This window comes from Pseudonocardia asaccharolytica DSM 44247 = NBRC 16224 (assembly GCF_000423625.1).
Lineage (GTDB): Bacteria > Actinomycetota > Actinomycetes > Mycobacteriales > Pseudonocardiaceae > Pseudonocardia > Pseudonocardia asaccharolytica.
In genome coordinates, this window is record NZ_AUII01000001.1 from 24,746 (window position 1) to 38,369 (window position 13,624).

The following is a 13,624-nucleotide window of genomic DNA, read 5'->3' on the forward strand; positions in this document are numbered from 1 at the left end:
CGGCGGTGTCCTCGACATCGTCCGAGCGCGTTATGGCTCCATAACGCACTCGCCCGGCCCTCCCGCGCGACAGTATGGCTCCATAACGTCGTCGGACGTCACCTCACGGGCACCGCCGTCCCACGGATCGAGGCGTCCAGCAGCTGCATCGGGTGCAACAGCGGCAGATCGGTGCCCAGGTGCCGGCCGATCTGCAGCAGGCAGCCCGGGTTGGCGGTGACGACCACCGTCGGCCCCACCGACCGCACGTTGGCCGCCTTGCGCTCCCCGAGCTGCGCCGCGGCCTCCGGGGCGACCAGGTTGTAGATGCCCGCCGAGCCGCAGCACAGCTCCGCCTCGGGAAGCTCGACCAGCTCCAGCTCCGGGATGGAGCGCAGCACCGCCCGCGGCTGGGTGCGGACCCGCTGCGCGTGCCCCAGATGGCAGGCGTCGTGGTAGGCGACCCGGCCGCGGAACGGATGCCGCGGGGCCCGCGGGCCGCCGTCGTCGAGCAGGTCGGCCAGCACCTCGTGCACGTCGCGCACCCGGGCGCTGAACACCCTCGCGCGCTCGACCCACTCCGGGTCGTCGGCGAGCAGGTGCGCGTACTCCTTCATCGACGAGCCGCAGCCGGCCACGTTGGTTACCAGGTGGTCGACGTCGAGCCGCTCGAAGGTCTCGATCGTGCGTCTGGCCCGTCCGAGCGCGGGGTCCTCGCGGCCGGCGTGCAGCTCCAGCGCCCCGCAGCACACCTGGTCGCGGGGCACCAGCACGTCACAACCCTCCGCGGCGAGCACCCGGACGGTGGCCTCGTTGACCCGGTGGAAGAACACGTCCTGCACGCAACCCGACAGCAGCGCGACCCGCGCCCGACGCTCACCGACGGCCGGGGTGTGGGCCGGAAGGGTCGCGAACGCCTCGCGCACGTTCACCGGTGGCAGCAGCGACTCCAGCGCGCCGAGCCTGCCGGGCAGCCTCGCGGCGAGCCTGCGCACCGCGGGCACCCCGCGCAGCCGCTGGTACAGCGCACCCGGTAGCGCGGCCGCGCGCAGTCTGCGCTTGTACGGGAACAGCGCGAAGATCGCGTTCCGGAAGAGCCGGTCGCCGCGTGAGCGTTCGACGTTGCGCTCCAGCTGCGGACGCACCGACTCCAGCAACCGGTCGTACTGCACCCCGGACGGGCAGGCCGTCACGCAGGCCATGCAGCCCAGGCAGCGGTCGATGTGCTCGTGGAACGGGCCCTGCAGGCCGATCTCGCCCTTCTCCGCGAGGTTCATCAGGTAGATCCGGCCGCGCGGGGAGTCCATCTCCTCGCCCCACAGCTGGTAGGTGGGGCAGGTGGGCAGGCAGAACCCGCAGTGCACGCAGTCGTCGAGCAGGTCGCGCTCGGGTGGGCGGTGCGCGTCGAACGCGCCGCGCCCGGCGGGGGCGGTGGTCATATCCAGGGGTCGAAGCGGCCGGGCCCGAGCCGGGCCTCGGGATCGAGTGCGGTCTTGACGGCCTTGAACACGCGCAACGCGGACGGCGGCGGGCCCCAGGCGGGCGCACCGAGCCCGGCGGGCCGGTCACGCAGCACCGAGGTCCCGCCGGCGGCGTGCACCGCGTGGTGCGCGGCCACCACGTCCTCGGCGGAGGCGGGCAGCGCCGCGGTGGCGACGCCGGTGCCGACGCCCAGGGTGAGGGCGGCGGCGTCGGTGGCGGCGCCGGGCAGCGCGGCGAGCAGGCCGGGGAGGGTCGAGGGCCGGGCGCCGAGGCGCAGCACGGCCTGCTCGGGGCGTCCCCGCACGCGTTCGGCGTGCGCGGCCCACTCCTGCGCTCCGGCCTCGGTCGCGCCGGAACCCAGCGCCCGCAGCAGCCGCCGCGCCCGCGCGCCCAGCGCGTCCGGGGTGGCCTCGATGCGTACCAGGAGCCTGCCCGCCTCGGTGGCGGCCGGTCCCGAACCATCCCCGCTCGAATGCGACCGCCACTCCACGGCGACCGGCTCGTAGGGGCCGTCGAGAACCGGGGCGGCACGCCCGGCGGCCTCGGCGAGCGGGCAGTCCAGGGCGAGCGTCGCGGTCTGCTTCGGAACCGGATGCAGCCGGAGCACGACCTCGACGAGCACCCCGAGGGTTCCGTAGGAGCCGTGCAGGAGCTTCGCCAGGTCGTAGCCGGCCACGTTCTTGATCACATGTCCGCCGCTGCGGGCGACGGTGCCGTCGGCCAGCACCACGGTGGCGCCGATGACGAGGTCGCGCATCGAGCCGCGGGCCAGCGCGGCCGGGCCGGCGTCGGCGGTGGCGATCAACCCACCGATCGTCGCGCCGCGCGCCACCCTGGCGGCGTCGAGGGCCACACGCTGCCCGTGCGCCGCCAGCGTCTCGTTCAGCTCGCGCAACGGCGTGCCGGCGTACGCCGAGACGGTCATATCACCGGGGTTGTGCGCGATCACCCCGGTGAGACCGGTGGTGTCGAGCACGGCGTCGACGGGGTGCAGGTCACCGGCCCAGGCGGCGGTGCCTGCCCCGGCGATGGCGAGTGGACCCGCGGAGTCGAGGACGGCGTCGCGGACGCCGCGCAGATCCGTGGGCCGCAGCGCGGTCGGCGTACTCACAGGCGCTCGATCACTCCTGCCTCCTCCAGGGGGTGGGGTCGGTAGGGTCCCGGGCGTTCGCCGCACAGCCGCGGCGTCGGCAGCACCTTGCCCGGGTTGCACAGGCCGTCCGGGTCGAAGGCGTCCCGGACCCGCTGCATGACGGCGAGATCGTCGCGGGAGAACATCTTGGGCATCGAACACGCCTTGTCGGTGCCGATGCCGTGCTCGCCGGACAGCGAACCGCCCAGCTCGACACACAGCTCGGCGATCTGGGCCGAGAGCCGCTCGGCCCGCTCGGTCTCGCCGGCAGCGGCGTTGTAGAGCACCAGCGGATGCAGGTTGCCGTCGCCCGCGTGAAACACGTTCGCCACCCGCAGCCCCGCGGCCTTGCCCATCGCGGCGATCCGGTCGAGCACCTCGCCGAGCCGGGTGCGGGGGACGACGCCGTCCTGCACGAAATAGTCGGGCGAGATGCGTCCGACCGCGGCGAAGGCCGCTTTGCGCCCCCGCCAGATCGCCGCCCGCTCCTCGGCCGAACCCGCGATATGCAGCCGGGTGCAGCCGTGCCGGTCGCAGATCCGCTTGACCTGGTCGAACTGGACCTCGCACTCCTCGACCGGCCCGTCGAGCTCGACGACGAGGGCCGCGGCCACCCCGACCGTGTAGCCCGCGTGCACCGCCTGTTCGGCCGCCTCGATCGCGAGGGTGTCCATCATCTCGACCGCGGCCGGGACGATCCCGGCGGCGACGATGTCGCTGACCACGTCCCCCGCGGCGCCGATCGACGGGAAGTCGGCGAGCAGCGTGCGCACCGTCTCCGGGGTCGGCAGCAGCCGCACGGTGATCTTGGTGGTGATGCCGAGGGTGCCCTCGGAACCGACGAACACCCCGCGCAGGTCGGGCCCCGCCTGCTCGGGCGAGTCGCCGCCGAACGTGACGATCGAGCCGTCGGGCAGCACGACCTCGGTCGCCAGCACGTGGTTGGTGGTGAAGCCGTACTTGAGGCAGTGCGCGCCACCGGAGTTCTCCGCCACGTTGCCGCCGATGGTGCAGACCTGCTGGCTGGACGGGTCGGGCGCGTAGTACAGCCCGTGCGGCGCGGCGGCCGCGGTGATCTCCAGGTTGGTGACCCCGGGCTCGATGACCGCCCGCCGGTTCACCGGGTCGATCTCCAGGATCCGCCGCAGCCGCGAGAGCGAGATGACCACCCCGTCGGCCACCGGAAGCGCCCCGCCGGAAAGACCGGTGCCGGCGCCGCGTGCCACGAACGCCACCCCGTGTTCCGCGCAGACCCGCACCGCGGCCGCCACCGCCGCGGCGTCGCGGGGCAGCAGCACCAGATCGGGTACCACCCGGTAGCCGGTCAGCCCGTCGCATTCGTAGGCTCGGCAGCGTACCGGGTCGTCGATCACGTTCTCCGGCCCGGTCGCGCGGGCGAACGCGCTGTGGATCGTCTTGTCGAGCGCCACCGGTACACCTCCACTCACGTTGCCCGCGCTCAACGTAGTCCCTGCGGGACGGTCGGTGCGGCGGTGAACGACCGGCCGCGGGAGGAGCGACGGGGATTCGACCGGGACTGGTTCCGCTATGCGGAAGGGGCGCCACCGGGCTGATACAAAGGTACTGCTCAACGAACGGTGATCTGGGATGGTGAATACGGTGAGCGCCGATCAGGCGACCGGCGGGCTGCGGGTCGACGCTGCGCTGCGGGCCTTCGTGGCCGATGAGCTGCTGGCGGGGCTCGATGACCTGTCGCCCGAGCGGTTCTGGGCGATGCTCGCCGGGTTGCAGCACCGCTTCGCCGGGCGGATCAACCAGCTGCTGGCGCGCCGCGACGAGCTGCAGGCCCGGATCGACGCCTGGCACACCGCGCATCCGGACGCCGATGCGGCGGCCTGCGAAGCCTTCCTCACCGAGATCGGCTACCTGGTTCCGCCGGTCGAGGCGCGGATCGAGGTCGCGGGCGTCGATCCCGAGATCGCCGAGGTCGCGGGGCCGCAGCTGGTGGTTCCCGCCACCGTCCCGCGGTATGCGCTCAACGCCGCGAACGCGCGGTGGGGCTCGCTGTATGACGCCCTCTACGGAACCGATGAGCTGCCGCTCGACCATGAGCCCGCACCCGGATACGACGAGCGGCGCGGTGCCCAGGTGATCGCCGAGGCCGATGGGCTGCTCGACGAGCTGTTCCCGCTCGCGCAGGGGAGCCACGCCGAGGTCACCGCGTATGCCGTCACGGGCGGGGCACTCGTCGCCGAGATGGCTTCCGGGCAGACCGCACTCGCCGATCCGGCGCAGCTCGCCGGGCACCGGGAGGCGAGCGCCGACCAGGGGGCCGCCGTCCTGCTGGTCCGCAACGGCCTGCACGTCGAGCTGACCATCGACCGCGAGCATCAGGTCGGCCGCCAGCACCACGCCGGCGTCACCGACGTCGTGCTGGAGGCCGCGGTCACCACGATCGTCGACCTGGAGGACTCGGTCGCGACGGTGGACGGCGAGGACAAGGCGGCCGCCTACCGCACCTGGCTCGGGCTGATGACCGGCGAGCTCGTCGCCGTCTTCGACTCCGGCGGCCGGAGGGTCGAGCGCCGGATGCATCCTGATCGGCGCTACACCGCACTCGACGGGTCCCCGCGCACATTGCCGGGCCGGTCGCTGCTGCTGCTGCGGACCGTCGGCCATCACATGACCACCCCCGCCGTGCGCACCGCCGAGGGCGCCGAGATCGCCGAGGGGCTGCTCGACGCGCTGGTCGGGGCCGTCGCGGCCCTGTATGACCTGCGCGGGCGCGGTCGCCACCGCAACTCCCGTGCCGGCAGCGTCTACCTCGTCAAGCCCAAGCAGCACGGCCCGGACGAGGTCGCGCTGACCGTCGAGACCTTCGCCGCCGTCGAGGAGGCGCTGGGCCTCGCGCCGGGCACCCTCAAGATCGGCATCATGGACGAGGAGAAGCGCACCTCGGTCAACCTGGAGTCCTGTATCGCGGCCGCCGCCGACCGGGTCATCTTCGTCAACACCGGATTCCTGGACCGCACCGGGGACGAGATCCACACCTGTTTCGCCGCCGGTCCGGTCGTGCGCAAGGCCGAGATGAGGTCGACGACCTGGCTGGGCGCCTACGAGGACCGCAACGTCGACGTCGCGCTGCGCGCCGGGTTCGCCGGTCGCGCGCAGATCGGCAAGGGCATGTGGACCAAGCCCGCGGCGATGGCCGACATGATCGCGCAGAAGATCGCGCACCCGCGGTCGGGCGCGAGCACCGCCTGGGTGCCCTCGCCGACCGCCGCGACGCTGCACGCGCTGCACTACCACCGCGTCGACGTGCGGGCCCGGCAACGCGAGGTGGCGGCGCGCCCGCTGACCGAGCGCCGCAGGCTGCTGGAGATCCCGGTGCTGAGCGCGCAGGCCGCCGCCGGGCTCACGGCGGCGGCGCGGCGGCACGAGCTGGAGACCAACGCGCAGTCGATCCTCGGCTACGTGGTGCGCTGGGTGGGCCTGGGCATCGGCTGTTCCACGGTGCCCGACCTGGACAACGTCGGGCTGATGGAGGACCGCGCCACGTTGCGGATCTCCAGCCAGCACATCGCCAACTGGCTGCACCACGGCCTCGTCGATGAGGAGGCCGTGCGCGAGACCTTCGCCCGGATGGCCGCGCTGGTCGACGAGCAGAACGCCGGGGAGCCCGGCTACCGCCCGATGAGCGCCGACCTGCAGGGAAGCGAGTCCTTCCAGGCCGCGCTCGAACTGGTCTTCGCGGGCCGCACCGAACCAGGCGGCTACACCGAACGCATCCTGACCAACTGGCGGCAAATGGCCAAGAAGACGAGGCCTGTGAGTGCGTAACAGTGTTCTAACACTGTTACGCACTCACAGGTGGGGGAGGTGTGCGTGCTCGGTCTCGTCGTCGCGCATCTGGTGATGGCCGCGGTTCTGCCCGCTGTCTCGGCGCGAAACCGACGAGCCGCCTTCGGAGTGGCCGCTGTCCTCCCCGCGGTGACGCTGGCCTGGGCGCTGGGCAACGCCGGGCAGGCCCTCGGCCCGGGTCTGGACTCGACGACGTCGTGGGCGCCCGAACTGGGCCTGGCGTTCGACTTCCGGCTCGACGCGCTGGGCCTGGTGATGGTCGTGCTGGTGTCCGGGCTCGGCGCGCTGATCCTCGCCTACAGCGCCTGGTACTTCGGCCGGCGCAGCCGCGACGCCACGCGCACCGCCGCCCTGCTGCTGTTCTTCGCCGGCGTGATGCTCGGCCTCGTCCTCGCCGATGACCTGCTGACTCTGTATGTGTTCTGGGAGCTGACGTCGATCGCGTCGTTCCTGCTGGTCGGGCAGAGCGGCGAGCACCGGGCCAACCGGCGCGCGGCGTTGCAGGCGCTTCTGGTCACCGTGTTCGGCGGGCTGGCGATGCTGCTGGGCATCGTGCTGCTCGGCACGGCCGCGGGCACCTACCGGATCTCCGAGATCGTCACCGATCCGCCTACGGGTTCCGCGGTCACGGCCGCGCTGGTGCTGATCCTGCTCGGCGCGCTGACCAAGTCGGCCCAGCTGCCGTTCCACCCGTGGCTGCCCGCGGCGATGGCGGCGCCGACGCCGGTCAGCGCCTACCTGCACGCGGCGTCGATGGTGAAGGCCGGGGTGTTCCTGGTGGCGCGGTTGTCACCCGCCTTCGCCGAGCGGGCCGTGTGGTGGGTGCCGATCGTGGCGCTCGGGCTGGGCACGATGCTGGTCGGCGGCTGGCGCGCGCTGCACGAGACCGACCTGAAACGGCTGCTCGCCTTCGGCACCGTCAGCCAGCTGGGCTTTCTCATGGTGCTGTTCGGCACCGGTGGGCGGATCGCCGCGATGGCCGGGCTGGCCCTGCTGCTCGGGCACGGTCTGTTCAAGGCGCCGCTGTTCCTGGTCGTCGGTATCGTCGACAAGGTCACCGGAACCCGGGACGTCGGGAAGCTCTCCGGGCTCGGTCGCCGGCTGCCGTCGCTCGTGGTGGCCTCGGTGCTGGCGGCCGCGTCGATGGCGGGGCTGCCGCTGCTGCTCGGTTTCCTCGGCAAGGAGGCCGCGTTCGAGGCGTTTCTGCACGACGGCGGGGTCCGCAACTGGCTGGTCGCTCTCACGCTGCTCGCCGGCTCCACCTTCACCGTGGCCTACAGCGCCCGGTTCCTGTGGGGCGCGTTCGCCACCAAGCCGGGCCTACCCGCGACCGAGGCGGACCAGCCGTCACGCGGGCTCACCGTACCGGTGTGGATCACGGCGCTGTCCGGGCTCGTACTGGGCACCCTCGCCCCGATCGTCGACGGGCTGGCGCGCCGCTACGGCGCGGCCTACCCCGCGCAGGACGCCGTCGAACGCGACTACCACCTTGCGCTCTGGCACGGGTTGAACCTGCCGATGCTGTTCTCCGCGGCCGCGGTCGGACTCGGCGTGCTCGCGCACCTGCGCCGCGACGCGCTCACCGCGCTGCACCGGCGGCTGTCCCACCCGGTCAGCGCGCAGCGCGGCTACGAGCTCGTCGTCGCGGGCCTCGAACGGTTCGCGGTGCGGGTGACCGGCCGGCTCCAGGTCGGCTCGCTGCCCGCCTATCTCGGGTTCATCCTGCTCACCGTGCTGGCTCTGCCGGGCGGCGCGCTGCTCGCCGGCGGCTCCTGGCCCGCCGACCAGGCCGCGTTCCACACCGCGATCCAGCTGCCGCTGGGCCTGATCGTCGTCATCGCGGCGCTGGCCCTGGTGCGCGTCCACCGGCGGTTCACCGCGGTGCTGCTGGTCGGGGCGATCGGCTACGGCATCGGCGGGCTGTTCATCGTCGACGGCGCCCCGGACCTCGCGCTCGCGCAGTTCCTCGTCGAGACGCTCACCCTTGTCGCGTTCGTGTTCGTACTGCGCCGCCTGCCCGCGCATTTCACGGAGAAACGGCCGCCGCGCCGGGTGATCGTGCCCAAGGCGGTGCTGGCCACGACCGCCGGGATCCTGTTCGCCGTTCTCGGCGTGGTGGCCAGCGGCGCGCGGACGGCGCCCGCCACGGCGAGCGAGGAATTCGCCCGGCTCGCCCCGGAAGCGGGTGCCACCAATGTCGTCAACGCGATCCTCGTCGACTTTCGGGCCCTGGACACCCTCGGCGAGATCACCGTGCTGCTCATCGCGGTCGCCGGAACCGTGAGCCTGGTGCTGGCCACCCGCCACGACCGCAGGCGCGGAACCCAGGTCACCAGCGGTTCGGGCACCCCGGAGCATGAGGAGGAACTGCTCGGTTGACGTCCTCCCCGCCGTGAACGGTGGGGATTCCGGCGATCACGCCCCGAGGAGGAGACGCAGTGCCGAGGTTCGCGGTTCGCCGCGGCGGGCCACCCCGCCGCTCCCCGCGCGGCCCGTCCGGCCGCGATGTCCCGCGCCGCGTTCGGGTCGGCGTCGCTCGTGTGCCCGCGGGCCCCGCAGGCGAACAGCGCTTGGCTCTGGCGATTGTCCGCCGCGACATGCCCGCAGACCGAGCAGCGCTGGCTGGTGAACGCGGGATCGACTCGTTCCGCCCGGCCGGGCGCCTTGTCCCCCAGGCGACGGGCCAGCAGCCCCCACCCCGAGGCGAGGATGGCCCGGTCGAGCCCGGCCTTCTGGCGCGCGTTCTGGCCCGGCCGCTCGAGCGTGCCGCGGGCCGAGCGGATCATATTTTTGATCTTCAGGTTCTCGATCCGGATCACGTCGTAGCCGCGGGCGATCGCGGGGCTGGTCTGCTCGGCCCAGTCGCGGCGCCGGTCGGCGTCACGGGCGTGCGCCCGGGCCAGCGCCGCCTTCACCTTCTCTCGGCGGCGGGCCCGGGCCAGGGTGCGGCGAAGCTTCACCCAGCCCACCTTGGGGATGAGCACCCGGCACCAGCGACGGTTGAGCTTCTCCACCCGGCGGGCCTGCGGGCCGACGATGCGGAACCCCTCGTGGCGGCCATTCTTCCGCGATCTCGGGGGCCATGAGTTTCCACTGAGCCAGTGGCGTTTGGTCTGGGCGACGTCGCGCAGCGCCTGCTGCTGCACGGTGTGCGACCCCGCGGCCGGCCACGGGAAGGCTGCGCGGGTCTCGGTCAGCTGCCGGGACTGCTCCACATACCCGGGCGGCAGCCGGTCCTGCACCCGATAGCCCAACTGCTCGACCGCGAGGTTCCACACGAACCGGGCGTGCGCGCAGGGGCCGAGCAGCCCCTGCTCCTGCGCGCGGGTGGGATACAGACGGAACCTCACCCGCGCACCGTCCCATGGCCCACCGACAGTCTCGCGAAGGGAGGAAGGGCTGGGAGACGCCCGCTGAAGCGGGCGGCCTCCCAGCCCGAATCGGATGAGCGTCCCGGAACGCGGGCCCCTGAGCGAGCCTGCGAGCGAACAATCGGCGCTGTGGCTGGGGGACACTCCGGACGAGGAGTGGACACCGCCCGGCAAGACCCCCGTCGGCGCCGGACGCACGCTGATGCTGGAGATGGCGGCGCGGGTCCTGTTCCCGACCGTGCTCGTGTTCTCGGCCTATCTGTTGCTGGTGGGGCACTACGGTCCCGGCGGTGGCTTCTCCGGCGGGCTGGTGGCCGGTCTGGCGTTCGTGCTGCGCTATATCGCGGGCGGCGGCTCCGAGGGGGCGGAGATCGTCGCGCGGCTGCACATCCGGCCGCGGCAGCTCGCCGGGGGCGGGCTGACCCTTGCCGTCCTCACCGCGCTGGCGCCTATGTTGTTCGGGCAGCCGGCGCTGACCAGCGCGAAGCTCAGCGCGCAGGTGCCGGTGATCGGTGAGCTCGACCTGGTCACGAGCCTCGTGCTGGACGTCGGGGTCTACCTGCTCATCGTCGGGGTCGTGCTGGAGCTGATCCGCTCGCTGGGCGCCGGGATCGAGCGCGACGCGCGCGACGCGGAGGAACCGGCTCGGTGAACGCCGTCAACCTCAGCATGACGGTGGTGCTCGCCGTGCTCTACTCGGTCGGGTTCTACCTGCTGCTGCAGCGTTCCCTGATGCGGGTGCTGCTGGGAATCGTGGTGCTCGGCCACGGCACGAACCTGCTGCTGCAGCTGATCGGGAGCCCGCCGGGGCGGGTCCCGATCCTGGGCATCGCCCTGCCGTCGGAGTTCACCGACCCGTTGCCGCAGGCGCTCGCGCTGACCGCCATCGTCATCACCTTCGCGCTGACCACCTATCTGCTGGCATTGGGCTACCGGTCCTGGGTCCTGGTGGGCCACGACGAGGTACAGGACGACCTCGAGGACCGGCGGATCGCGCAGCGCGAGCGGCCCGAGGCCTCGATGGGCGAGGAGACCACCGGCGAGGACGACGCCGAGGACGATCCCGGCTCCGCCGCGGCCTCCGGTGACCCGGTCGACCCGGCCGACGTAGGCGGTGAGCGGTGAGCTCGTTGGTGACCTTGCCGGTGCTGTTGCCGATCCTCGGCTCCGCGCTCACCGTGCTGGCCGGGCGGTCGGCCCGGGTGCAGCGGGTGATCGGCGTGGTCGTGCTCACCGCGGTGTCGGCGGTGGCGGTCGCGCTGCTCGCTGTGGCGGACCGGAGCGGACCCGTGGTCGCCGAGATGGGCGGCTGGCCAGCCCCGGTGGGGATCGTGCTCGTCGCCGACCGGCTCTCGGCGCTGCTGTTGCTCATCTCGACACTGGTGACGCTCGCGGTGCTGGTCTACGCGATCGACCAGCGCATCGCCGACTACGGCCGGGAAGCGGCCAGCACGACGTTCCATCCGGTCTTCCTGCTGCTGTCGGCCGGGGTCTCGCTGGCCTACCTGACCGGCGACCTGTTCAATCTCTTCGTCGCGTTCGAGATCATGCTGGCGGCGTCCTACGTGCTCATCACCCGGCGCACCAACGCGTCCCGCATCCGCTCCGGGATGACCTACGTGACGGTCAGCCTGACGTCGTCGCTGCTGTTCCTCACCATGATCGCGCTGATCTACGGGGCCACCGGAACGGTCAACATGGCCGATCTCGCCGGCCGCATCGGCGAGCTGCCCACCGGGCTGCAGACGGTACTGGGGTTGCTGACCCTGGTCGTGTTCGGGATCAAGGCCGCGATCGTGCCGCTGCATTTCTGGCTGCCCGACAGCTACCCCGACGCGCCCGCGCCGGTCACCGCGCTGTTCGCGGGACTGCTGACCAAGGTGGGGATCTACGCGCTGCTGCGAACCCAGACGTTGATCTTCCCCGATGATCGGCCCTCGGTCGTGCTGCTCGTGCTCGCCGGGCTCACGATGATCGTCGGCGCGCTCGGCGCCCTCGCCCAGGACGACCTGAACCGCCTGCTGTCGTTCCTGCTCGTCAGCCACATCGGGTTCATGCTGTTCGGGCTGGCGGTGTTCGACGCCGCCGCGGTCGCCGGAACCGCGCTCTACATCGTCCACCACATCACGGTGCAGGCTACGTTGTTCCTGGTCAGCGGACTGATCACGCGCCGGACCGGTACGGTGTCGATCGAGGCCATGGGTGGGCTCGCGCGGATGTCGCCGTGGCTGGCGGTGCTGTTCGCCGTCCCGGCGCTGACCCTGGCCGGCATCCCGCCGACATCGGGGTTCGTGGCCAAGCTCGCGCTGCTGCAGGCCGGGGCGGGCGCGGGGGCCGCCGCCACCCTGGCGGCCGGCGTCCTGATCGTCGCCAGCCTGCTCACCGTGTACGCGATGGCGCGGGTGTGGGTGCGCGTGTTCTGGGGCGCGGTCAGACCGCCCCTGCCCGATCCCGATCCCACCGACGAGCTCGTCGTCGGGACCGCGCGAACGGCGAAGCCGATGTACGTCGCGACCGGCGCGCTGGTGGGGGTCAGCATCGCGATCGCCGTCGCGGCCGGGCCGCTGTCCGCGATCACCGCGCGGGCCGGGCACGATCTGCTCGACCGCGGGCCGTACCGGACCGCGGTGCTCGACGTGGAGCCGCTGCGGTGAGCACGGTGTGGCTCCGGCGTGTGCCGCAGGTGCTTCTCCTGACCGTGGTGTGGGTGCTGCTGTGGGGCACGGTGTCGGTGAAGATCGTGCTGGGCGGGCTGCTCGTCGGGGCCGCCGTCGCGTTCCTGTTCCCGTTGCCCGTGGAGAACCCGGCGATGCCGATCCGCCCGTGGCGGCTGCTGCAGCTCGCCGGCTATCTGCTCGCCGACCTGGTGATCTCCGGTGTGCAGGTCAGCTGGGAGACGCTGCGCTACGGGTCGCGGGCGCGCGCGGGGATCGTCGCCGTGCCCCTGCTGTCGCGATCCGGGCGGGTGGTGACCGTCGTGGCGGGCGGGGTCGTGCTCACCCCGGGCAGCTACGTACTGCAGATCGATCAGCGCGGTGGCCTCGCCTACGTCTACAACCTGGGGCTGCGCAGCGCGGCAGACGCCGAGCGCGCCCGGCGGCAGGTGCTGAAGCTGCAGCTGCGGGTGATCGCCGCGTTGGGCAGCGCCGACGAGCTCGTCGCCTGTCAGCGAGCCCTCGACCGGAGCGGCCGATGACCGCCGTCTTCGCCGTCGCGCTGGGCATGCTCTGCCTGGCCGCGCTGCTGACGCTCGTACGACTGCTGCGTGGGCCCGGCACCCTTGACCGGGTCGCGGCGCTGGACGTCCTGGTCATCCTCATCGTCGCCGCCACGGCGATCTACGTGGCGATCTACCGGGACGGCTCGAATCTCCCGCTGCTGCTCGCGGTCGCGCTCGTCGGGTTCGTCGGGTCCGCCACGGCGGCGCGGCTGGTGGAACGGTGGGAGCGGCACCGATGAGCGGGATCCTCGACGTCGTCTCGGCCGTGCTGCTGCTCGCCGGGGCGACCTCGTGCCTGCTCGGGGCGCTGGGGCTGCTGCGGCTGCCGGACCTGCCCGCCCGGTTGCAGGCGGGGACCAAACCGCAGACCCTCGGCGTGCTGCTCATCCTGCTCGGCACCGCCGTGCGCCTGGAGTTCGCCAGCGCGTCCACGTTGATCCTGGTGGTGCTGTTCCAGATGCTGACCTCGCCGGTGATCTCGCAGATCATCGGGCGTTCGGCTTATTCGACCGGCACCCTGCGCCGCGACGAGCTGGTCGTCGACGAGCTCGCGGAGCGGATGCGTGAGGACGGCGACGAGTCCGGTCCGCCAGCCGGTCCGCGGCCGTCCTAAGCTCG

The 13,624-nt window shown here is 72.5% G+C and carries 11 protein-coding genes and 1 pseudogene; 8 read left to right on the plus strand and 4 right to left on the minus strand.

Annotation, left to right across the window (positions count from 1 at the left end; translation table 11 throughout):
- Positions 1-98: 98 nt before the first annotated feature.
- The 3 genes from G567_RS0100125 to G567_RS0100135 are packed head-to-tail and all read right to left on the minus strand — an operon-like array spanning position 99 to position 4,023.
- Positions 99-1,418: a (Fe-S)-binding protein gene (locus G567_RS0100125; protein WP_028928354.1), complete on the minus strand. Its 1,320-nt coding sequence runs from the start codon at positions 1,416-1,418 to the stop codon at positions 99-101.
- On the minus strand, positions 1,415-2,572 hold the full coding sequence (locus G567_RS0100130; protein WP_028928355.1) for an FAD-binding oxidoreductase: 1,158 nt from the start codon (positions 2,570-2,572) through the stop codon (positions 1,415-1,417). Before G567_RS0100130 ends, G567_RS0100125 begins: the two co-directional genes overlap by 4 nt.
- Positions 2,569-4,023 (minus strand): FAD-linked oxidase C-terminal domain-containing protein, encoded by a 1,455-nt coding sequence (locus G567_RS0100135; RefSeq protein ID WP_028928356.1) that lies wholly within the window; start codon positions 4,021-4,023, stop codon positions 2,569-2,571. The genes G567_RS0100130 and G567_RS0100135 overlap by 4 nt, the downstream gene beginning before the upstream one ends.
- A gap of 190 nt (positions 4,024-4,213) precedes the next feature.
- Between G567_RS0100135 and G567_RS0100140 the strand changes: the two genes are divergently transcribed.
- Together G567_RS0100140 and mbhE are read left to right on the plus strand one after the other, a co-directional pair.
- The gene (locus G567_RS0100140; RefSeq protein ID WP_245585480.1) at positions 4,214-6,394 is read left to right on the plus strand and encodes a malate synthase G; all 2,181 of its coding nucleotides are present in this window, start codon (positions 4,214-4,216) and stop codon (positions 6,392-6,394) included.
- A 39-nt stretch (positions 6,395-6,433) separates the two neighbouring features.
- The gene (mbhE, locus tag G567_RS35800) at positions 6,434-8,794 is read left to right on the plus strand and encodes a hydrogen gas-evolving membrane-bound hydrogenase subunit E (protein WP_245585481.1); all 2,361 of its coding nucleotides are present in this window, start codon (positions 6,434-6,436) and stop codon (positions 8,792-8,794) included.
- 137 nt (positions 8,795-8,931) lie between these two features.
- On the opposite strand, the pseudogene G567_RS36965 reads toward mbhE, so the two are convergent.
- Positions 8,932-9,930, minus strand: a pseudogene (locus G567_RS36965) (RNA-guided endonuclease InsQ/TnpB family protein); the annotation flags it as partial.
- On the opposite strand from G567_RS36965, the gene G567_RS0100155 reads away from it, so the two are divergent.
- The 6 genes from G567_RS0100155 to mnhG are packed head-to-tail and all read left to right on the plus strand — an operon-like array spanning position 9,860 to position 13,619.
- Positions 9,860-10,438 carry an MnhB domain-containing protein gene (locus G567_RS0100155; protein WP_051231992.1) on the plus strand — a complete coding sequence of 193 codons (579 nt, stop codon included), beginning with the start codon at positions 9,860-9,862 and terminating at the stop codon, positions 10,436-10,438. The pseudogene G567_RS36965 and the gene G567_RS0100155 overlap by 71 nt on opposite strands.
- Entirely contained in the window at positions 10,435-10,911 is a 477-nt protein-coding gene (locus G567_RS25885; RefSeq protein WP_261763862.1) for a Na(+)/H(+) antiporter subunit C, read from the plus strand. Before G567_RS0100155 ends, G567_RS25885 begins: the two co-directional genes overlap by 4 nt.
- Positions 10,908-12,440, plus strand: a complete 1,533-nt coding sequence (locus G567_RS0100165; RefSeq protein WP_028928360.1) for a Na+/H+ antiporter subunit D — start codon at positions 10,908-10,910, stop codon at positions 12,438-12,440. Before G567_RS25885 ends, G567_RS0100165 begins: the two co-directional genes overlap by 4 nt.
- The gene (locus G567_RS25890) at positions 12,437-12,982 is read left to right on the plus strand and encodes a Na+/H+ antiporter subunit E (protein WP_084795608.1); all 546 of its coding nucleotides are present in this window, start codon (positions 12,437-12,439) and stop codon (positions 12,980-12,982) included. Before G567_RS0100165 ends, G567_RS25890 begins: the two co-directional genes overlap by 4 nt.
- A complete protein-coding gene (locus G567_RS0100175) occupies positions 12,979-13,245 on the plus strand; it encodes an MrpF/PhaF family protein (protein ID WP_028928361.1) in 267 nt (88 codons plus the stop codon). The genes G567_RS25890 and G567_RS0100175 overlap by 4 nt, the downstream gene beginning before the upstream one ends.
- The gene (mnhG, locus tag G567_RS25895; RefSeq protein ID WP_037055202.1) at positions 13,242-13,619 is read left to right on the plus strand and encodes a monovalent cation/H(+) antiporter subunit G; all 378 of its coding nucleotides are present in this window, start codon (positions 13,242-13,244) and stop codon (positions 13,617-13,619) included. The genes G567_RS0100175 and mnhG overlap by 4 nt, the downstream gene beginning before the upstream one ends.
- Positions 13,620-13,624: the final 5 nt, after the last annotated feature.